Raw genomic sequence first — 26,372 nt, forward strand, 5'->3', positions numbered from 1 at the left:
CCACCTCAAAATTTAGCTGGAGCAAAGAGGTTAGGTGGCGGGCTGTCCGTAAAAGCCCGATTGGTGAAGGTTAATAATCAGTGGGGATAAAGAAACTCCCACTGATTAAAGTTTCATTATAGGATTTTCTATATTATATGTTGGATATAGAAAATCAGTCGTTACGTTACACATGTAAAGTTTCAATTTTTTCGTTTATTTGCTTATCATTTGTTGCGTTACTATAAATAAAAGTTTGACCTAAAAAGAGTACATGCAGTTGTTCCCACGGTAACATGCGCAAATTCCAATTATTTCGAAGTCTAGTTATTGCTTCACGAGGTGTTTCATCGGCGAGTGCGAAAGCTCCGTAATGCATTGGTATAAAATGCGTAGCGCTTAAATCTAAATAAGCTTGCACGGCCTCTTCAGGTGAAACATGAGATACTTTCATAAACCATTCTGGTTCATAAGCGCCAATGGGCATAAGAGCAATATCAATTAAAAAGCGTTCACCAATTTCTTTGAAACCTTGGAAATAGCCACTGTCGCCACAAAAATATATGGTTTCCATAGTCGTTTCATTATCAATAATCCATCCCCCCCAGTGAGACGTATTCATATCAAATAAGAATCTTCTCGTCCAGTGCTGAGCAGGTACGAAGTGAAAAGAAACTTCGTTAATTATCGTACTTTCCCACCATTTATACTCTTCTACATGTTTAAATTTCTTACGAGTAAATAATTTTTTTAATCCGATAGGTACAAGGTATAGAACATCATCATTCAACTGACGAAGAGTTGAAAAATCTAAATGATCATAATGACCATGTGAAATAAGGACAATATCAATTTTAGGTAGTGCTTCTATAGAGAGTCCAGGTTCTGTAAGTCTTGGAACTAGCTTTAATTTATTGGCCCAAACTGGATCTGTTAATATATTAAGTCCATTCGTTTGGATAAGAAAAGTAGAATGCCCAATCCATGTGACAGTCGTTTTTTTTACATTACTTTGCAAAAATGCACTTTGTTTAACGGGTGATTGTTCTACTAAGAAAGAAAAATCTTTTTTGTTTTGCTTTCGTTCTTTACGCCAGCGTAAAAAAGAGCGAATTGATTTTTTTGTACTAACATTATCCATATTTTCATAGCGCTTTGCCATGAACATCACCTCATTTAAAATCGTTGTATTTGTATTGTACCGAAATGTTGTTAAGGAATACAGTGTAAAACATGGATTAATGTTTAAGGGATTGTTAAAAAATAGGGAAAGATATTTACAAAAGTAACAATAAAATTAGTTTTATCACTTCTATTTATAGAAATAATAGTAAAAAAATATATTTTGTCTAGTAATTCGCTTGAAATAAAGAAGTAACATACGTAAATTCGTACGATTTCGTGAACAAATGTAGTAAACAATTTTCTCGTAGTGTTAACTTTTGTTATTATAAACATAACCTATTTAAATTTAGGATAGAGAAAAGAGGTTTATAAATGAAGCGTTATCAAAAAATAATTGGTCTTATGGTTGTATTTTGTCTCTTTGTACTTGCTGGATGTAGTGGATCAGGTTCAAAGCTTCGTAAACCATTAAATTGGGATTTAGAAACTTTCCAATTTACAAATCAAGATGGAAAGCAATTTGGTACAAAAGATTTAAAAGGGAAAGTTTGGGTTGCAGATTTTATGTTCACAAATTGTCAAACAGTTTGTCCACCAATGACTGCAAATATGGCCAAGCTGCAAAAGATGGCGAAAGAAGAGAAGATAGACGTTCAGTTTGTTTCATTTAGTGTAGATCCAGACCTTGATAAACCAGAAAATCTGAAAGCTTTTATTCAAAAGTTTACAGAGGATACTAGTAACTGGAATTTATTAACGGGATATTCGTTAGAAGATATTACAAAGTTTTCAAAAGATAATTTCCAATCACTTGTAGATAAGCCGGAGAACGGTCAGGTCATGCATGGTACATCATTTTATTTAATTGATCAAAACGGAAAAGTAATGAAAAAGTATAGTGGCATTAGTAATACGCCATACGAAGACATTATACGTGATATGAAGCGATTAGTGGATTAAAAATAAGGGTGCAAAGCACCCTTATTTTTTTTGCATTAGTCTATGGATAAAATATCATGTTGTTGGGGAAGTTTCGGCGCCCGAATTTCTAATACGCCGTTTTGATAAGAAGCTTTTGCTGCTTTTTTATTAATTGAATACGGCAACTTAATTAATCTTGATGCTTCTGAAATGGAACGTTCTCGGCGATAATAGTTATGGGATGTTTCTTCTTCTTCCTCTTCGAGTATCTCTTCTTTTACAGAAACTTTTAAGTATTCACTTTGTATTTCAATTTGGATTTGCTCTTTTTGTATACCTGGTAGTTCAGCTGTAACAACGAGTTCTTCACCAACTTCATATAAATCTACAGGGAATGTTAATAAACGGTTTCCTTTTTGGAAAAAATGATTTAAATCAGCGATTACATTGCGAAGAGGTGTTTGCTCGAAGAAATCATCAATTTGCTTTAAGTAATTACGAACCGGTGGGCGAGAAGAATCTTTTTTTTCTTCACTCATGGTATTCCCTCCTAGAAATCAATTTGCAATATCATATGACAAAAGCGGAGAAAGGTGAGTGCCTAGTTTTCATGTTTTCATAAAAAATTGTTAAAAATGTGAAATGGAGTGATTTTTTTATAGTTTTTGGTCGCCATATTCAGTTGATTATGCTAGTATAAATAGGGTTGATATAGTAGTATAGAAACAGAATGAAAACCGAAAGAGGGTAAGAAGTATGTGTGGTTTTGTAGGATGTTTATGTGAAAACCCTAGAGAGTTTTCAGAAACAGAAAAACATCAATTTGAAAATATGAACACGATGATTTTCCACCGTGGTCCAGATGACGAAGGATATTTTCGTGATGAACATGTACAATTTGGCTTCCGCCGTTTAAGTATCATTGACTTAGAGGCAGGACATCAGCCGCTAACTTATGAAAATGATCGATATGTAATTATTTTTAATGGTGAAATTTACAACTATGTAGAATTACGTGAAATGTTACTTGAAAAAGGTGCAACGTTTGCAACGCAATCTGATACAGAAGTTATCATTGCATTGTATGCACATATGAAAGAAAAATGTGTAGACTACCTTCGTGGTATGTTTGCATTTATGATTTGGGATCGTGAAGAGAAGAAACTTTTCGGTGCACGTGACCACTTCGGTATTAAACCTCTATACATCGCACAGCAAGGTGATACTACATTTTTCGCATCTGAGAAGAAAAGTATTATGCATGTGATGGAAGATAAAGGCGTTAATCCAACGTCACTACAACATTATTTTACGTACCAATATGGCCCAGAGCCAGAAACATTAACAATTGATGTTAATAAAATCGAGCCTGGTCATTATTTCGTAAAAGAAATCGGTAAAGAGATGGAAATCCATCGCTACTGGAAACCTTATTTCAATGCTTCAGGTGCAACGAAAGAGGAGCATATCCAAGCAATTCGTGATGTACTATATGATTCAGTAAAAGTGCATATGCGTAGTGATGTACCAGTAGGTTCATTCTTATCTGGTGGTATCGATTCATCTATCATCGCTTCTATCGCAAGAGAAATGAATCCAAATCTTTTAACATTCTCTGTTGGTTTTGAGCAACGTGGTTTCAGTGAAGTTGATGTTGCAAAAGAAACTGCTGAGAAATTAGGCGTTAAAAACCATAACGTATTCATTTCAGCGAAAGAATTTATGGATGAGTTTCCAAAAATCATTTGGCATATGGATGATCCTTTAGCTGATCCAGCAGCTGTACCATTGTACTTCGTTGCTAAAGAAGCACGTAAACATGTAACAGTTGTTCTTTCAGGTGAAGGCGCAGACGAGCTATTTGGTGGTTATAACATTTACCGTGAGCCAAACTCACTAAAAATGTTCTCTTACATTCCTAGCCCAGGTAAGAGCGTTCTAAAAGCATTGAGTGGTGCTCTTAAAGAAGGATTTAAAGGTAAGAGCTTCCTAGAGCGTGGATGTACACCAATTGAAGAGCGTTACTATGGAAATGCGAAAATCTTCCGTGAAGAAGAAAAAGCTGAATTAATGAAGTATTACAATGAAAGTGTTAACTATATGGATATCACGAAACCATTGTATAACGAGATTAAAGATTATGATGATGTAAGTAAAATGCAGTACATTGACATGTTCACATGGTTACGCGGTGACATTTTATTAAAAGCTGATAAAATGACAATGGCAAACTCATTAGAACTTCGTGTACCGTTCTTAGATAAAGAAGTATTCGATGTTGCATCTAAAATTCCAACTGAACTTAAGATTGCTAACGGAACTACGAAAGCTATTTTACGTGAAGCAGCACGCGGAATCGTTCCAGATCACGTATTAGATCGTAAAAAACTTGGATTCCCAGTACCAATTCGTCACTGGTTAAAAGACGAAATGCATGATTGGGCTATCAATATTATAAACGAGAGTAAAACAGAGCATTTAATCGACAAACAGTATGTATTAAACTTACTGGAAGCACATTGTGCAGATAAAGGCGATTATAGCCGTAAAATTTGGACTGTACTTGCGTTTATGGTATGGCACCAAATTTATGTTGAGCATAAATACGATACGAATAAGTTCCATGAAGAAACAAAACGTGCGTATAGCTTAGTGTAATTAGAAAAACCTTAAGATCGCATACGGTCTTAAGGTTTTTTTCATAAATAGGAAGTATTATTGATACAATAATAGTAAAAGGATGGACAACATATGATTTCGTTTGAGAAAGTTACTGTAGAAAATGAAAGCGTTGTTAAAGAAATGTTTAAATCGCATAGTTTAGGTGAGAAAAAGGTACAGTATTGTGTGAAAGTTGATGATACATATATTGGTGTAATAGATTATAGTGTTCAAGAGGAACGAGCTGTTTTATCACAGCTAATTATTCATTTTGATTACCAAGGTTATGGTTATGGTACAAATACGTATTTTACATTTGAAGAAATGATGAAACAAAGAAATGTGAAAGAAATAAAAGTGCTACAAGAGGAATTGACAGAAAAAGCGCATTCTTTCATAGAGAGTTTTGGCTTTACTTCAGAAGATGGAGCGTATGTGAAGAAAATATAACGATGATTATTTATGCGATACAATAAATATAAGGCAGGTGGATGTATGACAATGACTTCTGGTCTTGTATTAATTGGAGGGTGCTTTATAGTAGCAGAACTATGTCATATAATCATTCGGAAAAGAATGAGTAAGAAAAGAAAGCCGTATGAATTACAATACGTCCCTGTCTTTTTCATTATATTTTGTATGCTTAGTACATTACAAAATATAATGAACTTTCCACCACTTGTGAATGTTTTTTTAAAGTTCGGTTTACTTTATAGTGGTGTTGGAATAGTACTTTTATTTATTTTATTTTGCATACGTTATATTCACTATCAATCGTATATATTTATTTTAAATTGGTTAAAGCAAGATGATAGAAACCGCCTTACATAAGGCGGTTTTTTTATTTGTGATTGTAACAGAACTTGTACATTTCACATAAAATAGGACGAGTAGCAATGCTAACATATTACAAGAAAGGGGCGGGGTAGTAAAATGAAACTTGTTATAGACGCAGGGCACGGTGGATATGATTCTGGTGCTGTTGGTAATGGCTTAGTAGAAAAAAACTTAACGCTTCAAATTGCTAGACGCGTTCGAGATATTTTAACGGTAAATTACCCAATTACAATTAAAATGACACGTGATAGTGACGTGTTTATTTCCTTATCGGAACGTGCTAATATTGCTAATGCTTTTGGTGCGGATTATTTTATTTCATTTCATATTAATAGCGGCGGGGGTACAGGTTTTGAAAGCTATATTTATAATGCGTTATCCAACAGCAGCACTGCATATGCAAAGCAACAAAAGATGCATACAGCAGTAAATCCTGTATTAACAAAATACGGTCTTCGTGATCGAGGAGCGAAAAAAGAAAATTATGCGGTATTAAGAGAAACCGCAATGGATGCAATTTTAACTGAGACTGCCTTTATTGATACAACGTTTGATGCAAATTTATTAAAGAATTCACAATTTATTGAAGATCTAAGTCAAGCGTATGCAAATGGAATAGCGGCTATTTTTGGAGTAGCTCCAAATCCACAACCTCCTAACCCACAACCGACACCTCAAACGAAGGGAATCGCTTATATCCTTGGGAAAAATGTAAATTTAAGAAATGGTCCATCAACTTCTTCCTCAGTTATTCGTCAATTAAATTCTCCAGAATCTTACGTTGTATATCAGGAAAGTAACGGATGGTTAGATTTGGGGAATGGACAATGGGTGTATAATGATCCTTCTTACATTAATTTTGTAAAGACAAGCAATAGTGATGGAAGTCCGATTGGGGTTGCATATATACAAGGGATGAATGTAAATTTAAGAAGTGGTCCATCAACTACATCTACAGTTATCCGTCAATTAAATCCTCCAGAATCTTATTTAGTATATATAAATGAAAATGGTTGGTTAAACCTTGGTGGAAATCAGTGGGTATATAATGATCCATCGTATATTAAGTATACTCAATATTAGGAATTAAAATGATAATGCAATATGGATGCGTATCTTTGTTATGTATAACTCAGATACGCATTGTAATAACAACATAAATTTTCATACTTATACACTATGTGTTAAAAAGAAACATTAGAAAAGCCAATAGAATCGAAATGGTATATATTAAAAAAGTTTTCTGATATACATTGACAATGTATGTAGTATACATTAATCTTTAATTGTTAATGATAATCGATTTCATCTAGGGAGGACATATGATACATACTAAAAAACTAATTATGTTCTGCATTATGATACTCATGGTTGTAATTGCAGGATGTAGTAAAGAAGAGAAAAAAGAAAATGATATATCAGCTAAAGCAAAAGATTCATATACGGTAAAGCATGCAATGGGCGAAACGACAGTAAATGGTACACCTAAAAAAGTTGTTGTTTTAACAAATGAAGGTGCAGAGGCTCTCCTAGCTGTGGGCGTAACGCCAGTGGGGACTACGAAACCACGTGCTGGTGATGAATGGTACCCTCATGTAGCGAAAGAGTTAAAAAATACGGAAGTTGTAGGAACTGAACGTGATATTAATTTAGAAGCAGTAATGAAGCTTAAGCCAGATTTAATTATCGGAAATAAAATGCGTCACGAAAAAATATATGATCAGCTAAAAGAAATCGCACCAACTGTTTATGCAGAAACATTACGCGGTGATTGGAAAGAAAACTTTACGCTTTATACAAAAGCTGTAAATAAAGAAAAAGAAGGGCAAAAAGCTCTTGATGATTATAAAAAACGTATTGAAGGAATGAAAGAGAAGTTAGGCGATAAATTGAATTCTAAAGTTTCTATTATTCGTTTCGTACCAGGTGATGTTCGTATTTATCAAAAAAACTCATTCTCGGGAGTTGTTTTAAATGATATTGGATTTAAACGACCACCATTACAAGATAAAGATGATTTTGCGATAAAAGGAATTACAAAAGAGCAAATTCCAAATATGGACGGAGACTACTTATTCTATTTCACGTCTGATAAAGATGCAGATAAGAATAATGAAGGAAATTCGTTAGCAAAGGAATGGACAGAAGATCCACTCTTTAAGCAACTACAGGCTTCTAAAAATAATAAAGTATTCCAAGTAGATGAAGTAATCTGGAATACAGCAGGCGGTATTAAAGCTGCGAACCTTATGTTAGATGATATTGAAAAATATTTCCTTAAATAAATGATAAAATACATCACTTTTACGAAGTGATGTATTTTTTGTTTGTTAAAATACAGAAAATTCCTTCTTCAAGGGTGACATAAGTTGTACAATAAAATCAATCATGTGATAAAGGAGTGGGGAAGAATGAAAGCTACTCATAAAGAGTGGATCTTGTTTAATGGGAGAATGATTAATACGAAGGAAGAACAGCCGATGGTCGCATTAGAAGAGCGCGGCTTCCAATTTGGTGATGGTATTTATGAAGTATTTAGACTATACGATGGCAAACCTCATTTATTAGATTTACATTTGGAACGATTCTTTAACTCTATGGCAGAAATAAAACTAATTCCACCATTTACGAAGGAAGAATTAGTGGAAGAGTTACATCAAATGATTGAAAAAAATCAATTTCAAGAAGATGGGAATGTATATTTACAAATATCAAGAGGCGCACAACCACGCAATCATGTATATGAATCAGATTTACAACCGACATATTTTGCAAATCTTGTTTCGTTCCCAAGACCAGTTGCTTCAATGAAGGCTGGGATTAAGGTAACGGTAGAAGAGGACATCAGGTGGAAGTTTTGCCATATAAAATCATTAAATCTTTTACCAAATATCATGATTAAAAATAAAATAAATGAACAAGGGTATCAAGAAGCAATATTAGTACGAGATGGCATTGTGACTGAAGGGTGTCATTCAAATTTCTTTATGGTGAAAAATAATAAATTGATTACACATCCGGCTGACAATTTCATTCTACAGGGCATTACGCGGCACTATGTTATTACATTAGCGAAAGAGTTACATATCGAAGTAGAGGAACGAGAGTTTTCATTACAAGAAGTATATGAGGCTGATGAGTGCTTCTTTACAGCGACGCCGCTTGAAATATTCCCAGTCGTTCAAATTGGTGATGAACAGTTTGGAAACGGCGAAAGAGGACCAATTACAAAGAAACTCCAAGTGGCATATGAAGAAAGTATTAGATTGTTTAAAGTTATGAACTAATATTGAAGAAAAAAGCTGGTATTCCTCCAGCTTTTTTTCATGATATAATTCAAGCGTAGGACAAGATTTGAAAACGCTGTAAAAAGGGGATTTAATGTATGAATTATGAAGATTTTAAAGAAGTAATTCACGGAAGACGAAGTGTTAGAAAGTTCACAGAACAAGAAGTGTCTACTAATGATATAAAAGAAATAATTGATTGTGCTCGTTATGCACCGAGCGATACGAACTCACAAACGTGGGAATTCTTGGTCATTATGAACCGAGAGAAGATTAAAGAAATTGAACAAATGACATGGGATGCTTTACATAAACTTGCGGCAAAAGCAACAGACAATGGAGCAGAGAAAGCAGGGAAATTACTTACGCGTTCTTTCGGACCATATGCGACAGCTTTCTCTGAGGCACCAGTATTAATCGTATGCTTGGCAACACCATATGAATCAAAGTTTCGTGAAAAGATATTTGATCCCATTGCTTTTGTTCCAGATTCAGTTTGGGAAGAAGAAGGGATTAAGAGTAGCTGTTTAGCGGCACAAAACTTAATGTTAGCTGCACATGCAAAGGGACTTGGTACTTGTCCAATGACAGGGCCAGTATTGCTAGCTCAAGATGAACTGCGTCAATATTTACAAATTGAGCCTGAAAAACAAATAAATATGGTTATTTCACTCGGATTTCCGAAAGATAAGCCAAAAAAACTTCCAAGAAAAGAAGTAGAAGAAATCACAACATTTGTTTTTTAAAGTGCAAAATAAAAAGACATTGGACATATCAATGTCTTTTTATTTTGGAGCGGGTATTATATCGATTTGTTGGGCTAAAATGATAAATAAGAAGGAATTACTATTTATTTCATAAAAAAAATTAATGTTCTATTAAGGAAAGTATGATACATTAATCGTGAGCAAGCTTCTATATGTTCATAAAAGTTTTAAAAGTTGTCTTAAAATTTAAAAGTTATTTTTGTATAATAAATTATAATCAAATGACAGGGGGGATGAATTTTGAAAAAATTCATAATCACTGGATTGTCTGTATTGTTATTAGTAGGTTGCGGTGCTCCACAGGAAAAAGAGGACGCGCAATCAAAACAGGAAGAACAAGTTGTAAACGCAAGTGATGAGAATATGGTTGTATTTCCTGAAGGCGCAATGTCAATTGGAGAAGGGAAAGTAAAAGTTATTACTCCAGATGGTACTTCTGAAAATGGAAATATACCGACTGTATTCATCAAAAAGGATACTTTAATTCAGCAAGTTGAATTAGAACTTTCTAATTTTCAAAGTGATAAAGAAACATTCATATTTGTAGATCAAATGTATACAGATAAACATCAAGTAACTAGTACAACACAGACAACAGTACAATTAAAAGAAAAGACGCTGGAAACAGGTAGTCATACAATTACTGCAGTTCAGTATGAAAACAATGACCCGAAAGGAAAGGTTATTAGTTTTAATCAAGCAACATTTGAGACAAAGCCTGCGTCTTAATCAGAATAAAAAGTACATTACTCAAAAAAGTAGTGTGCTTTTTTGTTTGGATGGAATGGTGTAATAGGGAATAATTTATTTCGTTTTCTAGTATGATTAAGCAGTAAGGAATCACTTGTTACTACTATGATGGAGAAAGAGGTTGAAGGTATGAATCGATATGTTCGTATCTTCTTGATTAGTATAATCATGTCAGTAATTTGGTTTAATATACAAGATGTTAATCAACTTACGTTTAATTATCAAACTTATGACTTGTTAATGGGAAGTATATGTTTTGTCATTGTGTGCCTGTTTTATGATAAACTTTGATTAAGATAAGTTTTACAAGAAAAATGTAGGTATTTCATTTGAAATGTCGAATAGTACATACGATGTCGTAATAACAAATTTTCTATTGTTTACTGTGAAACAGGAGAAGGGGAGATAGTAGTTATGAAACGAGCTCTTATTAATATTGATTATACATATGATTTTGTAGCGGAAAAAGGCGCTTTAACTTGCGGAAAACCAGGTCAAGAAATCGAACAGGAAATTGTACATATAACGAAGCAATATATTGAAAATGGAGATTACGTAGTGTTTGCAATTGATAAACATGAAGAAAATGATGAATATCATCCCGAAGCGAAATTATTCCCTCCTCATAATATAGCAGGTACAAATGGTAGAGACTTATTCGGTGAGTTACAAGAAGTATACGAAACATATAAAAATGCTGAGAATGTATATTATATGGATAAAACGCGATACAGTGCGTTTGCTGGAACAGATTTAGAGATGAAGTTAAGAGAAAGAGGAATAGAAGAAGTTCATCTTGTAGGTGTTTGTACTGATATTTGCGTTCTTCATACAGCAGTAGATGCGTATAATAAAGGATTTAAAATTGTTGTTTATGAAAAGGCAGTTGCATCTTTTAATGCGCAAGGGCATGAATTTGCACTTGGACATTTTAAATCTTGTTTACATGCAGAAGTGAAATGAAAAAGAGGCCTTTAAAAAGGTCTCTTTTTTGCGTTTAAACCGAGACGATATTTTGCTCAATTAATTTTTTTATGAATGGACTAATATTTTGTGGTAGCTCATTTAAATTAAAAAACTGTACATGTAATGATTCGACTCCATCAGCTCTTAGCAAGCCACCTGTAATATCTTTGCAAAGGTAAGCGATTGTTATAGGGTAAAATTCATCTCCGTTCGGTAATTTCACAAAAAATTCTTTACCTGAAAACACACTTACTAGCTGAAGTGTACCAATTTCAATTCCTGTTTCTTCAAGTACTTCTCGTCTTCCAGCTTCTTCTGTTGATTCACCAAGTTCCACAAAACCTCCTGGGACACCCCACATGCCATTTCGCCTTTGTTGTAGTAATATTTGTCCTTGTTCATTGAAAACAGCTACCGCAACGCCTGCTAAATTGAGTGGCCTTGATCCGACAACTTCTCTAAGTTCTTCGATATACCCCATTGTATGTAACCTCCGTAAGGAAAAATAAAAGCATATAAACTATTCGTTATGATATAAATATATTCCTCTTTATAAGGACGAGAGATGTCAAATATCGCATGTGTTATATTTGGTAAAATATACATCAAAAAAGGTCAAATAAAAACTTTGACCTTTTTTGACCAAATGCTATAATAAAGACAGAAAGAGATAATCTTTCATTCATAAATAATAAGGAGGAAAAAAATATGCGTAATTTATTTCCAGAGATAACAAAACGTCAAAATGGTATTTTTGATTTTGGGCCTTCTTTATTAGAAGGGATGACAGATGCTTTTTTTAAACCGATGAACATGGATACCTTTAAAGTAGATGTTCATGAACAATCTGATAAATATACTGTGAAAGCAGATTTACCAGGTTTTCAAAAAGAAAACATTCAAGTTGATTTTGAACAAGATGTATTAACGATTCAAGCAACGAATCATAATGAAGTAGAAGAAAAAAATGAGAACGGCACATATATTCGTAAGGAGCGTTCTATAGGTTCTGTAACTCGACGCTTTAGTTTTAAACAAGTTGAGGGAGAAAATGTTAGAGCAAATTATAAAGATGGCGTACTGACAATTGAATTACCAAAATTGGAAGAAGAAAAAAACAGTAAGACAACAATTAATATCGAATAAAAGAGCTGATGAATTCAGCTCTTTTTTGTACTTAATTAATTCGTTGAAATCGTAATGAGTAGAATAAAGTTTTGATATTAAAAAATTCACTATTAACTCCCCTTAAATTATTAAAAAGGGTATATTTAAAGGAAGAGGAAAAAGAACATCTAGACATACTGTTTAAAGTGAATTAGTAATAGAGTCAAAATACATAGTAAGGGTAGTGGCATTTTTAATTAGGATAATAGATTTCCCTAAAAAAATTAGATGATTATGAATTTTTTATTAGTAAGGAAGTGGTTAAATGAGCTTATTAACGTATACTGAAGAATTTTTTAATTATGTAAGGGAGTTTTTACTTTTAAGATTTTTGCTATTTGCTTTAGTTTTAATCATTATTTCGTTTGTAATAAACCGTATTATTGATTGGTTTTTTAGGAAATCAAGCTTTTTTGATGAAGAGGTAGAGCAGACGATTCAAAGTGTAATTCGATCTATTTTTAGATATATCATTATCATCAGTCTTATCATATATTTAATTAGCCAATTTGTAGATATAAAAAGTATTATTGCAGGTGCAGGGATAGCTGGAGTTGTCATCGGTTTTGCTGCACAACAGATGTTAAAAGATGTTATATTAGGCTTTGCAAGATTAGCGGACAAAGAGTTTCGGGTTGGCGATTTTGTAACTTTTAACGGAACAAATTCAGGAACTATTGAAGAGATTAGTATTCGTTTTATGCAAATACGTGAATGGTCAGGAAAATTACTTACCATCCCACACGGAGAGATTAGAACGATACAAAATTTTAATAAAGGATGGATGCGTGTAATTGAACGCATCACGGTAAGTTATCAGGAAGATCCAACAAGAGTGAAGGAATTGTTAGAAGAAGTATGTGTTATATGCAATGAAAAATTGGATCAAACTCTTTATAGAGTAGAGGATGAGGCTGTTGAACCATTTAAATACGTCGGTGTTACAGACTTAAATCCTAACCTGAAATATGTTGGCTATGAATTTTGTATTACAGGTTTAATAAAGCCAGAAGATTATTTTGAAACTTCTAGACAAGTAAGATTTGAATTAATGTCTATATTCCATAAGAATCAAGTGCAAATGCCGGCAGCGAATATGGTTGTTACTACTGAAAGTTTACAGCATATTCATGGTGGACAATCTTTATCGGACAGCTAAAGAAGAATAATTTCAACAAGGGGTGTAGTTTCGCTGCTAAAGTTTGAAAAAATAATAAAATGATTGAGGAAAAAGAGCTGAAGGAATTTAGCTCTTTTTTATTTATAGAATTTAGAAATTTCTTAATGTTATAATTGTAGTTGGTGATGAGAATGAACTTTGAAGAAAAAGAGATGCATCGTTTAGAAGCATTAAAAGAAATTGCTGAATTATTAAATGAAGCAACAAACTTACAGGATATGTTAGAAAAAGTGTTACATACATTGTTACAAGTTATGAATTTACAAACAGGGTGGATATTCTTTATTGATGAAAGTGGGAAGCACAGCATGCTTGTAGACGAAAATTTACCAGAGGCTCTTACTTGGCAAGAGAAGAAGCCGATGTGTGAAGGAAACTGTTGGTGTGTAGAACGTTTTGTGAATGGGAGATTGGAAAAAGCGACTAATATTATTGAATGTAAGCGAATAGAAGATGCAATTGAATGTAATTGGGGAGAGACAGAAGATGTTACACATCATGCGACAATTCCGCTTAGGTCTGGATCAGAAAAATTCGGTCTACTAAATGTGGCTGCCCCTCATAAGACTCATTTTTCAGAGGAAGAGTTAGCGTTATTAGAATCAATTGCATTTCAAATTGGAACGACAATACAACGTATTCAATTAGTTGAGAAAGAACGTAAATATGTTGTGGTAGCGGAAAGAAATCGACTTGCACGTGATTTACATGATTCAGTAAAACAATTGTTATTTTCTATTATGCTAACAGCAAAAGGTACTTTGAATATGACGCAAGATAGAGAATTGCAAGAGATGTTAAGTTATATTGGAGAATTATCACAAGAAGCATTACAAGAGATGACGCTATTAATTTGGCAATTAAGACCTGAAGGATTAGAGAAAGGATTAGCAGAAGCAATTCAAAATTACGGGAAGTTGTTAGGAGTTCAAGTGGAAGTTCGAATTGATGGGATGGTTTCAATTGGGGATGAAATAGAAGAAGTTTTATGGCGTATTAGCCAAGAGGCGCTACATAATTGTAAAAAGCATGCTTCGTGTGAAAAGGTATATGTTCTTTTAAAAATAGAAAATAACCAGTTATATTTTTACATAGAAGATAATGGAATAGGGTTTATACAAGAGCAAGTAAGGGAGTCAGCACTTGGCCTGAAAAGTATGAAGGAACGTATTCAGTTAATGAAGGGATCGTTTCAAATTATAACAGAGCTGAGAAAGGGTACAAAAATAGAAATTCAATTGCCGATTTGAAGGGGAGAATAAGGTTGAAAATTAAATTGCTATTAGTTGAGGATCATCATATCGTTCGAAGAGGACTTGTATTCTTTTTGAAAACGAGAGAAGAATTTGAAATTATTGGGGAAGCGGAAAATGGCGAAGAGGCATTACATTTCGTGCAAAAAGAAAAACCAGATGTCGTACTAATGGATGTATCAATGCCGAAAATGGATGGAATTGAGGCGACAAAACGTCTAAAGCAATACGATGAGACGATAAAGATACTTATATTAAGTAGTTTTTCAGAGCAAGATTATGTTATACCAGCACTTGAAGCTGGAGCAGATGGTTATCAATTAAAAGAAGTACAACCTGAGCAACTTGTCGCTTCTATTATTGCAGTACATCAAGGAAATGCAAATTTTCACCCGAAAGTAACACCTGCATTAATGGGGCGTTCCACAGTAAAGAAGGAAATAGAAAATCCTTTTTCAATGTTAACGAAAAGAGAGCAAGAGGTACTTCGTGAAATTGCGAAAGGAAGAAGCAACAAGGAGATTGCAGCAGAACTTCATATTACAGAACAAACTGTGAAAACACACGTTTCAAACGTTTTAGCTAAATTGGAAGTGGATGATCGTACGCAAGCCGCATTATACGCAGTGAAACATGGGGAGAATTATTCATAAGTATGAATAATTCTGTTATATCGTATGACAGAATACATAGGAGCAATTAAAATTTATAGTAATCCCTAATATAGGTTTTTCTTCTTTCAATAATTAGGTACAATAAAGTGAAACTCTAATCAGTGGGGGACCATCCCCACTGATAATTAGTTAAACTAATCGATTTTTACAGGATAAAGCTACGATGGAAGGGGAGGATATGCTATGCCTGGTACAAGAAGTGGGATTGGAAAGATTCAGGCTTCGTTAAATGGTTTATCACCGAAATTGCGAAGTATTGCCGAACATATTTTGAAACATCCACAAGATGTTGTACATAAATCTATTACAGAATTAGCTGAAGTTACGAATAGTTCCGAAGCTACGATATTCCGCTTATGTAAACACCTTGGTTTGCAAGGTTTTCAAGATTTAAAGATTACATTAGCCCGTGAAATTGTACATACACCAATGCAAAATATTCATGAAGAGGTATCAGCAGAAGATAGTATGGTAACTGTTGCTAAAAAAGTTTTTCATTCGCATATTACAGGACTGCAAGATACTTTACATTTGCTAAATGAAACAGCACTTGAGCAGGCTGTACGAGCCTTGCAAGAAGCAAGTCGAATTGAGTTTTATGGAAATGGTGGCTCTGGTATTATTGCGATGGATGCGTATCATAAGTTTATGAGAACGGGTATTTCTTGTATCGCTCATACTGATTCGCATTTTCAAATTATGGGAGCAGGTTTACTCTCGAAAAATTCAGTTGTTATTGGCATTTCTCACTCTGGTAGCAATAAAGGATTACTTGAAGCATTAGAAGTAGCGAAAGCAAGAGGGGCCAAAATTATTGCGATTACGAGCTATAAGAAATCAGCATTAAGTCAACTTGCTGATATAACGTTATATACATCAACACGTGAGACTGAGTTCCGCACAGAAGCAAGTTCATCACGATTAGCACAGTTAAGCTTATTAGATACTTTGTATGTAGGGTTGTCGTTGCAGCGACAAGAGGAAACGCTAAAAAATTTACAAAGTATACGTGAAACGATTTCGATGAAGCGAATATAAAAAAAGCTCTTCAAATGAAGAGCTTTCAGACTGTAGACAAACTATTTTTGGAGAGTTCAGATGCTAAAAAAATAGTTTGTCTCTTGTTTTATTGATAATTTATCCAATGACATTTATACGTAGTGCTTTCTATATTACAATTTACTATAAGCGAGGAAGGTGTCTTATGAAAATATCCGTTTATGTTGCAAGTGCATTTAGCAAGGATAATAAAGGTGGAAATAAAGCAGGAGTGGTATTTATAGAGAATACATTGACTACTACTCAAAAAATGGAAATAGCCAAACGACTGGGCTATGCGGAAACCGCATTTATATCAGAATCTGAAATTGCTGATTATAAATTTGAGTATTTTACACCAAAAGAAGAAGTTGATTTATGTGGTCATGCCACAATCGGCTCTTTCACGATACTGATGCATTTAAATAAAATTTTCAAGAATCGCTATACGATTGAAACGAACAGCGGTGTTCTTGCTATTACCATAAAAGATGACATTATATTCATGGAACAAAACAAACCGATATTCTATGATGTTGTATCTCCAAACGAGTTCATCGACTGTTTTGACATTAAAGATATAGGCAATAATTACCCAATTCAAATTGTCTCCACGGGCTTAAAAGATATTTTAATTCCTATAAAAAGCGAAACACAATTACATACACTGCAACCTAACTTTGAAAAAATTAAAGAAATCAGCAAGTATTATAATGTTGTCGGGATGCATCTATACACTTTTAATGACAATCGAATTATATGCAGAAATTTTGCTCCACTATACGATATCAATGAAGAAGCAGCGACTGGAACTTCAAACGGTGCATTAGCTTGCTACCTTTATGAACAGCACTACTTGCAAAAAGAAGTTTATGTATTTGAACAAGGTTATTCTTTACACTCGCCTTCTGAAATATTAGTTAAATTAGCAACCAATAGCAAAAATAAAATAGAAAAAGTTTATGTTGGTGGCAAAGGCTATTACTGTGAAACTAAGTGTTTAAATGTAGAAAATATTGAGTGAAGAGCTTTTTTTATCAATGAGAAGTTTGTTAATTTATTTTCTTTTCTTTTCTTTTAGAAATGTATGACTTACTTATAGTCAGTGATAAACTCTCATTTTTTAAAATTTAAAATAAAGACCGATTTGTGTAATAATTCAAGTATTGTTCATAATTTCACAAACTGTTTATGAAGTGTCATGTTATGATGAAGATGTAATGATGATTGAACACTTAAATTTGGTACAATAACTAGCCAAAGTAGTGAGGAAAGTAGTTGTGAGATAAACTCATTAAAACGCTAAAACACTAAAGGGGAGATCACATATGAAAGCGGTAGTGGTTAATAAAAACAGCAAAGCAAACATCGAAGTGATTGAAAAAGAATTACGTCCGTTACGCTCAGGCGAAGCGTTAGTAGATGTAGAGTATTGTGGAGTTTGCCACACTGATTTACACGTTGCGAATCATGATTTTGGTAACACTGATGGCCGTATTCTTGGTCATGAGGGTGTAGGTATTGTTACGAAAATAGCTGATGATGTTACTTCACTAAACATAGGTGATCGTGTAAGTATTGCATGGATGTTCCAATCTTGTGGACGTTGTGAATATTGCGTAACTGGTAGAGAAACATTTTGCCGTGAAGTTAAAAACGCTGGTTATTCAGTAGATGGTGGTATGGCTGAACAATGTATCGTTACAGCTGATTATGCAGTGAAAGTACCAGAAGGATTAGATCCTGCTCAAGCATCATCCATTACATGTGCTGGTGTAACTACATATAAAGCTATTAAAGTATCAGATATTAAACCTGGTCAACCTATTGTAATCTATGGCTGCGGTGGATTAGGTAACTTAGCTATCCAATATGCTAAAAATGTATTTGGTGCAAAGGTAATCGCAGTAGACATTAATGACGACAAATTAGCCTTAGCGAAAGAAGTTGGTGCTGATATGACTATCAATCCAATTTCTCAAGGTCCTGCTGATAAAATTGTTCAGGAGGAGTTTGGTGGCGCTTATGCGGCTGTAGTAACAGCAGTCTCTAAAGTAGCCTTTAACTCAGCAGTTGATGCAGTACGTGCTTGCGGTAAAGTAGTTGCAGTAGGGCTACCAGTAGAAACTATGGATTTAAACATTCCACGACTTGTACTGGATGGAATTGAAGTAGTTGGTTCTCTAGTCGGTACTCGTAAGGACTTAGAAGAGGCATTTATGTTCGGGGCAGAAGGAAAAGTAGTGCCGGTTGTTCAAACTTGTTCTCTAGATAAAGTACAAAATGTATTCGAAGAAATGGAACAAGGTAGAATTCAAGGGCGCATGGTAATTGATTTTAAACAGCATAATTGTAATTGCAAATAATTCACTTTAAATATAAAAAGCATGAGTCTAGCAAAGGACATGTAAAAAAGTTAGACGGCATAAAAAGATGATCCCTGTATTCAATAGGGATCATCTTCTTTATATTCCACTAATACCAATACCAATGCCGATTAACGAGGAATGATTAAAGGTTCACTTTATTTGCAAACGAAAAAGAATCTTTATGTTTAACAAATTTTTTATGATCTGGAACGGTTTGAATTGCTGCAATTTGCGAATCTCTTGCTTTCAGTGCATCTTGAATCCCGATGGTCATAAGCTTAATAAATAGAATCGTAATAAAGAATGAAGCGAGAGTATAAAAAATAATCCACCATGAAAGATTCATTTCATTACGATTTAATCCAATAAGGCCTGCCCAATCATTAGATAGAGAAACAGGTTTGAGCACTCCGTCATAGAGTTCACGCATTTGTATCCCGCCAATTACAATGTTAAGCAACGCTAAATGGATAACGAGTATGAGTGTTTGGACGATATGTTCCATAAATAATACAAATAAGCGGTCAAGTAATAAGACTCGTAAGTGTTTTTTGATAATATGAAAACGGCTAGCACCCAGTAATTGTGAACTTAAGATGTAATCTCGTTTCATAAATTCATCAACTTCTGAGGATATGTATAAAGAAAGTGTAGGTAGAGCGACGAAAATAAGTACGAGTACTTGATAAAACGTAAATGAAACATTTGGATCTACCCCATCAGCATTTGATGTGATTACAATATTAACGGGCGTGATGAGTATGAATGCGATAAATAGAGTTGGAATATAATAAAAAACTTCTGAGCATGACTGGAAAAATCCCTTGAGTTTTGGAGCAAATAAACTTAAGAGGATTCCTATACATGTTCCGCATAAAATTCGAAAGAAGCTAATTGCCACGGCTAATAAAATAGTGAATTTTGCTCCTTCTACAATTTGTAAGAAAACAGACTCTCCAAAACGATCAGATCCAAAAGGTGGAATTAACGATGGCGGAAAGGGAGCCTTTCCAAGTAATTCGTTATTTTCATTGTAAAGTAACTGAGGAGGTTTTGGGATGTTATCTTTAAAGAACCAACTATAAATAAAACTAGCTGAAATAAGTATGAATAAATAAGTAAAGCCGATTAAAAAGCGTTTTGATTTCCAAATAGATTTCATAATGATACTCCTTTCAATTGCTTTTTCCATCTATTCATCATGAATGAGATTATTTGGAAAATGGCGTAAAACGGTAAAATAATCATAACAAGTATGATAAATGCAGCTGGAGGTGAAACAAACGCCTTATTAAATAAAAATTGAATAATGCCTTCCATATTAAAAACAAATTCTAAAATGAATAAATTAGAAAGTAAGAAAACAAAAATCGTTTTTAAATGGTGGAAGAAGTGGATAGATATATTTTTGAATAAATGAATGCATAGTATATAACTTGATGAAAGGCCTTTTCCATATGCAACCTCTACGTAATGTTTTCCTTGTTCTTCTTTTATGTATAACACCATCATCCGAAACATTTGTAATGTAGGTAAGACAGCTAATGATAAAATAGGGAGTAAATAAGCTCGATTTTCATTAAAAGAAATAATAGTGACAGGAGATTCCCCGAATTTCTGAAGTACCCATATGAAAAATATTTGCAAACAAATCATCATCATCATATCAGGGACAGCTTCTAATATGAACACAATTCGGTTTATCCATTTTTTTATATAATCTTTTGCTAAAAAATAAAAAAATGCCATGCTAGATGATAAAAAGAGAGCAAGAAAAAAGGCTGAAAATAATATAGTAAATGAATATAGGTAAGGTTCTAAAACAGTTGGAAATAATGGTGTTTTTTTGAAATGGCCAAACTTCGGGTCGGATCCTATAATCACTAATGATTCAGGGGAGAAGACCTGTTTTAACATGGTAACGATCTGATTAAAAAAATAAATTGGTTGAAAGGTAAATCCTTGTTGAGTGATAAATAAATAAGGTAAATTTAATAATAGTAAGAGTGATAAAAGAATTGATGAAAGCTTAATTGTGAATTGAGATATTGTATTTAACATTAAATCCCTCCGACATCTTTTTACAACATTATACAATAAATTCTATATTATTGTTTTATTTTTCTGAAAAATAAAAATACTGTTGAATTTTATAGTATGCAAGATATATTTACAAGATAAAAAAGTAATAGTAGGGGCCGCGCTCTATTTTTATCAAGACAAAAGGACTAGTGAACTTAAAACAATAAACAAGAGCAAAATGCACAGAATTTTCATTCTGCGGGTAGTTACTTTTCTTGGCTTGATAGCGATATTACGTGACCGCTAAAAATGAATATTGCTTTTCAACTCTTTCTTCATGCAAATGAGTAGAACGTGTGGAGGACTATGTATGTGTTGTTAATGAGAGGAAAGAGTGTATTGCGTAACGAATATAACGTAATTTTACCGCAAGGAGTAGCTAAATTTAGTGTATAAGTGAAATGGAATGAGTAGATTTATTTTTTTGTATGAAAAAAATTTTCTTTTTATAACTTGATAAATGAAAAAATATTTTATATACTAATTCATGTAAACGGTTTACTAAATCGTATTTTGCTAGAAATGAAGGGAAGATTCGCATGGAAACAAGGGGGAGAGTAATCGGGATTGATATCGGTACCACAAGTACGAAAACGGTTGTGTTCACAGAAAAAGGAAAAGTCATTGCATCACATGCAATCGATTACCCAATTATTCAACCGAACGTCGGATGGGCTGAGCAAGATCCTGATGTAATATGTGCCGCTGTATACAAAAGTGTAAGCGTTGCCATTGAAAAGGGTAATGTATTACCAGAAGATATTTCTTCAATCGGTATTAGTACAGCTATGCACGCATTAATTGCAGTAGATGAAAATGGTGCGCCATTAACGCGTTCTATCATTTGGGCAGATAATCGAAGTACGAAGCAATCAGAAAAATTATTACAACAAATGAATGGGCATGAAATTTATAGACGTACAGGTACACCAATTCATCCGATGTCACCACTTTCTAAATTGTTATGGATGAAAGAAGAGGAACCAGAGTTATATACAAGTGCTTATAAATTCATTTCCATTAAAGAGTATGTGATTTACCAATTATTTTCACGCTACGTAGTTGATTATTCGATTGCTTCTGCTACGGGGTTATTTAATTTAGAAACATTAAACTGGGATGAAGATGTTTTAACTATGTTACATATGTCACCAGAACAATTATCAACCCCTGTACCAACTACATATATTTTATCAGGTATGAAGCCAGAATTAGCACAGAAGATGGGGATAAGTGCAGAGACACCAATTGTCATAGGAGCAAGTGATGGGGTTCTTGCAAATGTAGGAGTTGGGGCGATATCGCCGGGTGCGGCTGCAATTACCATTGGAACGAGTGGTGCGGTTCGAACAATCTCATCAAATATAAATACAGATGAGAAAGGGAGAACGTTTTGTTACGCATTAACAGATGAGCACTGGGTAATCGGTGGTCCAACGAATAACGGCGGAATATTACTGAGATGGTTACGTGATGAATTTGGTAGTCCAGAGCAAGAAGTAGCAAGAAAGCTCGGAATTGATCCTTATGATTTATTAATTAAATATGCAGAAAGCGTACCAGCTGGAGCGGATGGGCTATTGTTCTTACCTTTCTTATCTGGAGAACGCGCACCTTACTGGAATGCAAATGCTCGTGGTACATTCTTTGGAATCAATCTTCAACATAAGCGAGAACATTTTATACGTGCAGTGATGGAAGGTGTTTGTATGAGTGTATATTCAGTAGCACTCGCAATTAGAGATTGTACAGGGCCACTTACTGAAATACGAGTTTCAGGAGGGTTTGCGAAATCTGCATTTTGGAGACAAATGTTGTCCGATATGATGGGGAAAGAATTGCTTGTACCTGAAAGTCATGAAGCATCTGCGCTTGGGGCAGCGGCAGTTGCTTTATATGCTGTAGGAAAAATTGATTCTCTTGAAGAGGTAAAGGATTGGATTGATATTGTTCATCACCATGTACCGAATAAAGAAAATACGGCTATATATTTAGAAATGTTTTATATGTATGAACGACTTTACAATCGCTTGAAAGAAGAATTTGATTGTATAGCTGCTTTCCAACGTAAACAATAGGGGGATTGGGAGAAATGGTAGTTGGGATCGTACTAGCGGCAGTTGTCATACTACTTTTACTTATTACGGTAGTAAAATGGCATCCATTTGTCGCATTAATTTTAACAGCAATTGGTGTAGGATTAGCAATGGGAATGCCTTTAATTGGAACTTCACCAAAAGATCCAGGAATTATTGATTCTATTAAACTAGGGCTTGGTAATACGTTAGGATTTTTAGCAATAGTTTTAGCACTAGGAACGATGCTTGGAAAAATGATGGCCGAATCTGGTGGTGCTGAACGTATCGCTAACACATTAATTAATCGTTTTGGGAAGAAACGAGTTCACTGGGCGATGATGTTCGTTGCATTTTTAGTAGGGATTCCGGTATTTTTCCAAGTTGGATTTGTACTATTAATTCCGTTAGTATTTACAATTGCGTTAGAAACTGGGGTATCGCTTATTACAATTGGTATTCCGCTAGTAGCAGGACTGTCAGTCGTACACGGACTTGTTCCACCGCACCCAGCGGCAATGGCGGCAGTTGGTATTTTTAAAGCAGATGTAGGGAAGACAATTTTATATGCATTAATTGTCGGACTTCCAACTGCAATCATATCAGGTCCACTTTACGGGAAATGGATTGGAGCTCGTATACATAAGGAAGTACCGTTAGATATAGCGGAGCAATTTGTTGAAAAAGATAATAAAAAAGAGCTTCCTAGCTTTGGGAATACATTGTTTACAATTTTACTTCCAGTATTTCTTATGCTTGGTGCATCAATAGCGGAAGTTGCATTAAATAAAACGAGTCAACTAGCACAAGTATTACACTTTACTGGAGATCCGATTGTGGCTTTATTAATTGCAACTATTTACTCTTTCTTTAGTCTTGGATATGCAAAAGGTTTCTCAAAAGATAAAGTATTACAATTTACAAATGATTGCCTTGGGCCAATTGCAAACATATTGTTAGTGATTGGTGCAGGCGGCGCATTTAATAAAGTACTATTAGATTCTGGAATTGGAACGACAATTGCAGATATGGCGAAAGAATCGCATATTTCACCGATATTATTAGGGTGGGGAATTGCGGCACTAATCCGAATCGCAACTGGATCGGCAACTGTTTCTATGATGACAGCAGCTGGTATTGTTGCACCGATTGCAGCAAGTACACCAGGTGTAAATGTTGAATTATTAGCACTTGCAACAGGTGCAGGATCATTAATTTTATCACACGTGAATGATTCAGGATTTTGGATGATTAAAGAGTATTTCGGAATGACTGTGAAAGAAACATTATTAACATGGACTGCAATGGAGACTATATTATCTGTAGTAGCACTTGGGCTAATTTCGATATTAAATATATTTGTATAGAATAGGAGATTGATTAATATGAAACTAGGTTTAATTGGATTAGGAAAAATGGGATTCCCATTAGCTGAACACTTACATGAAGACAAGCATGAAGTAGTTGTATACGATGTAAATAAAGAGCTTGTTGAAAAGGCAGGAAAACTAGGAATTACTGCACGTCATACATTAAAAGAAATGATCGCTGAACTAGAAGCTCCTCGTACAATTTGGGTAATGGTGCCTGCAGGAGAAGTTGTAGAGTCAGTACTAAAAGATGTATATCCGTTATTAGATGAAGGTGATATCGTTATTGAAGGCGGAAATTCATTCTATAAAGATACGTTACGCCGTGCTGAAGAAGCAAAAAGCTTCGGATTACATTATGTAGATATCGGTACATCAGGCGGTGTAGAAGGAGCTAGATACGGTGCTTGCTTAATGGTTGGTGGAGAAAAAGAAATTTACGACCAATTAGAACCTTTATTTAAAGATTTAGCAGTAGAAAATGGCTATTCTTATGCTGGCCGTGTTGGTAGTGGTCATTTCTTAAAAATGGTTCATAACGGTATTGAGTACGGCATGATGCAAGCAATCGCTGAAGGATTTGAAGTACTAGATAAGAGTGACTTTGATTTCAATTATGAAGATGTTGCAAAAGTATGGGCGAACGGATCAGTTATCCGTGGTTGGTTAATGGACTTAACTGAAAAAGCATTTGCAGAAGATCCAAAACTAGATGGCATTAAAGGTGTAATGAACTCTTCAGGAGAAGGAAAATGGACTGTTGAAACTGCACTTGAACTTCAAGCTGCAGCACCAGTTATCGCTATGTCATTATTTATGCGCTATCGTTCTCAGGAAGATGATACATTCCATGGAAAAGTAGTTTCAGCACTACGTAATCAGTTCGGTGGACATGAAGTTGTAAAAAAATAAGGATGTTTTTGAAAAGAAACTTGTGCATAAGCGCAAGTTTCTTTTTTATAGTTTAAGAAATTACTAATTTAAAAATACCAATCAATCATCGTTTTTTTGTCACAAATGACAGCTTCAACATTCATTGATTGAACAATATATTCTATATTTTCTTCTTTAGCTAATAATAAAGTTATAAAGGAATCAAATATACTCATAAACGCATACTCATTGTCTTCGCCAGTAATAATTAACTCATTATTGCTAATGTCCCAAATATCTAATGGAGTAGTATTATTTACCTTTAATAATCCGTTTGTATCAAGAATTGGTTCAGAGAAATATAGATTTTTTGCACCTTTAGAACCGAGGAGTTTAAGTAATTTATGTAATAAAAATATAGACGTATAATCTTCTGTTGGATAATAAAGATCTTTTTTAAAGTTTGAATGTAGCTTTTCAGCTAAATCCTCTCTTTTATATTCTTCTGTAAAGGCACTAATGGAAGTCAACATGGCCATTGCTAATTCTGCGTATGAATGTAATCCACTATAAGACATCATTTCCTTCCAAGAAACGGATTTCCCATTATGAATGATTTCTTCAGCGCTAGGATAGATGTGCTCATATGGGCTTTTTCTCACGGACTTTTCCCATCCTAAAGGCATTTGGACAAAAGGATGTAGCAATATAGCTGCAGATTTAAAGTTGCTTGGTAGTTGTTCTAAAATTGTTGATTTGTCATCTAGCCAAATGTAATCCAACAAAATATAACCTCCTCTTAGACTTTGAAATGTACGGATTCCCATATTATATTTTTTTGTATTGATTGTATCAAATATAAAGCGAAGTATGAAATATGTCCCAACATAAAAGTAAGAATAAATAAAATGAAGTTTTCATAAATAGTAAAAGGGTGCTTATGTCATCAGTATAGCTAAGAAATGTTGTTACATATAAGAAGAGCGTGTTAATAAAAT

General features: G+C 34.1%; 27 protein-coding genes. 21 read left to right on the forward strand and 6 right to left on the reverse strand.

Annotated features, from left to right (window positions below):
- Window positions 1–166 precede the first annotated feature (166 nt).
- Window positions 167–1,141 carry an MBL fold metallo-hydrolase gene (locus tag C4S65_RS09565; protein ID WP_001129638.1) on the reverse strand — a complete coding sequence of 325 codons (975 nt, stop codon included), beginning with the start codon at window positions 1,139–1,141 and terminating at the stop codon, window positions 167–169.
- 335 nt (window positions 1,142–1,476) lie between these two features.
- Here C4S65_RS09565 and C4S65_RS09570 point away from each other — a divergent pair, with 335 nt between their 5' ends.
- The gene (locus C4S65_RS09570; RefSeq protein WP_000833341.1) at window positions 1,477–2,064 is read left to right on the forward strand and encodes an SCO family protein; all 588 of its coding nucleotides are present in this window, start codon (window positions 1,477–1,479) and stop codon (window positions 2,062–2,064) included.
- 35 nt (window positions 2,065–2,099) lie between these two features.
- Here C4S65_RS09570 and C4S65_RS09575 read toward each other — a convergent pair whose 3' ends face one another.
- Window positions 2,100–2,564 carry an Hsp20/alpha crystallin family protein gene (locus C4S65_RS09575; RefSeq protein WP_001288084.1) on the reverse strand — a complete coding sequence of 155 codons (465 nt, stop codon included), beginning with the start codon at window positions 2,562–2,564 and terminating at the stop codon, window positions 2,100–2,102.
- 217 nt (window positions 2,565–2,781) lie between these two features.
- On the opposite strand from C4S65_RS09575, the gene asnB reads away from it, so the two are divergent.
- From asnB to C4S65_RS09625, 10 genes are all read left to right on the forward strand, one after another.
- Window positions 2,782–4,683 (forward strand): asparagine synthase (glutamine-hydrolyzing), encoded by a 1,902-nt coding sequence (gene asnB, locus C4S65_RS09580; protein WP_000333814.1) that lies wholly within the window; start codon window positions 2,782–2,784, stop codon window positions 4,681–4,683.
- A gap of 93 nt (window positions 4,684–4,776) precedes the next feature.
- A complete protein-coding gene (locus C4S65_RS09585; protein ID WP_000622687.1) occupies window positions 4,777–5,136 on the forward strand; it encodes a GNAT family N-acetyltransferase in 360 nt (119 codons plus the stop codon).
- A gap of 51 nt (window positions 5,137–5,187) precedes the next feature.
- Window positions 5,188–5,517 carry a hypothetical protein gene (locus tag C4S65_RS09590; RefSeq protein WP_000200463.1) on the forward strand — a complete coding sequence of 110 codons (330 nt, stop codon included), beginning with the start codon at window positions 5,188–5,190 and terminating at the stop codon, window positions 5,515–5,517.
- Between the two features lie 102 nt (window positions 5,518–5,619).
- The gene (locus tag C4S65_RS09595) at window positions 5,620–6,606 is read left to right on the forward strand and encodes an N-acetylmuramoyl-L-alanine amidase (RefSeq protein WP_097960466.1); all 987 of its coding nucleotides are present in this window, start codon (window positions 5,620–5,622) and stop codon (window positions 6,604–6,606) included.
- A 239-nt stretch (window positions 6,607–6,845) separates the two neighbouring features.
- Window positions 6,846–7,808, forward strand: a complete 963-nt coding sequence (locus tag C4S65_RS09600) for an iron-siderophore ABC transporter substrate-binding protein (protein WP_000581983.1) — start codon at window positions 6,846–6,848, stop codon at window positions 7,806–7,808.
- A gap of 126 nt (window positions 7,809–7,934) precedes the next feature.
- The gene (dat, locus tag C4S65_RS09605; protein ID WP_000648395.1) at window positions 7,935–8,810 is read left to right on the forward strand and encodes a D-amino-acid transaminase; all 876 of its coding nucleotides are present in this window, start codon (window positions 7,935–7,937) and stop codon (window positions 8,808–8,810) included.
- A gap of 98 nt (window positions 8,811–8,908) precedes the next feature.
- Window positions 8,909–9,556, forward strand: coding sequence for a nitroreductase family protein (locus tag C4S65_RS09610; protein WP_061665977.1), 648 nt, complete (start codon window positions 8,909–8,911; stop codon window positions 9,554–9,556).
- A gap of 261 nt (window positions 9,557–9,817) precedes the next feature.
- Window positions 9,818–10,306 (forward strand): hypothetical protein, encoded by a 489-nt coding sequence (locus C4S65_RS09615; RefSeq protein ID WP_000713494.1) that lies wholly within the window; start codon window positions 9,818–9,820, stop codon window positions 10,304–10,306.
- A gap of 126 nt (window positions 10,307–10,432) precedes the next feature.
- Window positions 10,433–10,618 carry a hypothetical protein gene (locus C4S65_RS35125; RefSeq protein ID WP_098447938.1) on the forward strand — a complete coding sequence of 62 codons (186 nt, stop codon included), beginning with the start codon at window positions 10,433–10,435 and terminating at the stop codon, window positions 10,616–10,618.
- A 123-nt stretch (window positions 10,619–10,741) separates the two neighbouring features.
- Complete coding sequence (locus C4S65_RS09625) at window positions 10,742–11,290, forward strand: isochorismatase family cysteine hydrolase (RefSeq protein ID WP_000816791.1); 549 nt, start codon at window positions 10,742–10,744, stop codon at window positions 11,288–11,290.
- 34 nt (window positions 11,291–11,324) lie between these two features.
- Here C4S65_RS09625 and C4S65_RS09630 read toward each other — a convergent pair whose 3' ends face one another.
- Window positions 11,325–11,774 (reverse strand): NUDIX hydrolase, encoded by a 450-nt coding sequence (locus tag C4S65_RS09630; protein WP_098447937.1) that lies wholly within the window; start codon window positions 11,772–11,774, stop codon window positions 11,325–11,327.
- Between the two features lie 227 nt (window positions 11,775–12,001).
- Here C4S65_RS09630 and C4S65_RS09635 point away from each other — a divergent pair, with 227 nt between their 5' ends.
- From C4S65_RS09635 to adhP, 7 genes are all read left to right on the forward strand, one after another.
- Window positions 12,002–12,439, forward strand: a complete 438-nt coding sequence (locus C4S65_RS09635; RefSeq protein ID WP_001245058.1) for an Hsp20/alpha crystallin family protein — start codon at window positions 12,002–12,004, stop codon at window positions 12,437–12,439.
- 286 nt (window positions 12,440–12,725) lie between these two features.
- Entirely contained in the window at window positions 12,726–13,619 is an 894-nt protein-coding gene (locus tag C4S65_RS09640) for a mechanosensitive ion channel family protein (RefSeq protein WP_000055429.1), read from the forward strand.
- Window positions 13,620–13,792: 173 nt separating this feature from the next.
- A complete protein-coding gene (gene casK / locus C4S65_RS09645; RefSeq protein WP_170959196.1) occupies window positions 13,793–14,890 on the forward strand; it encodes a two-component system sensor histidine kinase CasK in 1,098 nt (365 codons plus the stop codon).
- Window positions 14,891–14,904: 14 nt separating this feature from the next.
- Window positions 14,905–15,546, forward strand: coding sequence for a two-component system response regulator CasR (gene casR, locus C4S65_RS09650; protein ID WP_000694624.1), 642 nt, complete (start codon window positions 14,905–14,907; stop codon window positions 15,544–15,546).
- A gap of 204 nt (window positions 15,547–15,750) precedes the next feature.
- The gene (locus C4S65_RS09655) at window positions 15,751–16,605 is read left to right on the forward strand and encodes a MurR/RpiR family transcriptional regulator (protein ID WP_001119645.1); all 855 of its coding nucleotides are present in this window, start codon (window positions 15,751–15,753) and stop codon (window positions 16,603–16,605) included.
- 166 nt (window positions 16,606–16,771) lie between these two features.
- Window positions 16,772–17,629 carry a PhzF family phenazine biosynthesis protein gene (locus tag C4S65_RS09660; protein ID WP_061665980.1) on the forward strand — a complete coding sequence of 286 codons (858 nt, stop codon included), beginning with the start codon at window positions 16,772–16,774 and terminating at the stop codon, window positions 17,627–17,629.
- A gap of 304 nt (window positions 17,630–17,933) precedes the next feature.
- Window positions 17,934–18,971, forward strand: coding sequence for an alcohol dehydrogenase AdhP (gene adhP / locus C4S65_RS09665; RefSeq protein ID WP_000649130.1), 1,038 nt, complete (start codon window positions 17,934–17,936; stop codon window positions 18,969–18,971).
- A gap of 145 nt (window positions 18,972–19,116) precedes the next feature.
- On the opposite strand, the gene C4S65_RS09670 is transcribed toward adhP, so the two are convergent.
- Complete coding sequence (locus tag C4S65_RS09670) at window positions 19,117–20,136, reverse strand: ABC transporter permease subunit (RefSeq protein ID WP_061665981.1); 1,020 nt, start codon at window positions 20,134–20,136, stop codon at window positions 19,117–19,119.
- Window positions 20,133–21,035, reverse strand: a complete 903-nt coding sequence (locus C4S65_RS09675) for an ABC transporter permease subunit (protein ID WP_000935303.1) — start codon at window positions 21,033–21,035, stop codon at window positions 20,133–20,135. The genes C4S65_RS09670 and C4S65_RS09675 overlap by 4 nt, the downstream gene beginning before the upstream one ends.
- Before the next feature lie 560 nt (window positions 21,036–21,595).
- Between C4S65_RS09675 and gntK the strand changes: the two genes are divergently transcribed.
- Genes gntK through gnd form a run of 3 tightly spaced genes read left to right on the forward strand, consistent with a single transcriptional unit; the run spans window position 21,596 to window position 25,413 of the window.
- On the forward strand, window positions 21,596–23,134 hold the full coding sequence (gntK, locus tag C4S65_RS09680) for a gluconokinase (RefSeq protein ID WP_000449999.1): 1,539 nt from the start codon (window positions 21,596–21,598) through the stop codon (window positions 23,132–23,134).
- A gap of 14 nt (window positions 23,135–23,148) precedes the next feature.
- Window positions 23,149–24,498, forward strand: a complete 1,350-nt coding sequence (locus tag C4S65_RS09685) for a GntP family permease (protein WP_116365477.1) — start codon at window positions 23,149–23,151, stop codon at window positions 24,496–24,498.
- Between the two features lie 18 nt (window positions 24,499–24,516).
- Window positions 24,517–25,413 (forward strand): phosphogluconate dehydrogenase (NAD(+)-dependent, decarboxylating), encoded by an 897-nt coding sequence (gene gnd / locus C4S65_RS09690; protein WP_000765982.1) that lies wholly within the window; start codon window positions 24,517–24,519, stop codon window positions 25,411–25,413.
- A gap of 68 nt (window positions 25,414–25,481) precedes the next feature.
- On the opposite strand, the gene C4S65_RS09695 is transcribed toward gnd, so the two are convergent.
- Window positions 25,482–26,246, reverse strand: a complete 765-nt coding sequence (locus C4S65_RS09695) for a DUF2711 family protein (protein ID WP_061665984.1) — start codon at window positions 26,244–26,246, stop codon at window positions 25,482–25,484.
- Window positions 26,247–26,372: the final 126 nt, after the last annotated feature.

The sequence above is a fragment of the Bacillus sp. ok061 genome (assembly GCF_900108285.1).
GTDB lineage: Bacteria > Bacillota > Bacilli > Bacillales > Bacillaceae_G > Bacillus_A > Bacillus_A thuringiensis_S.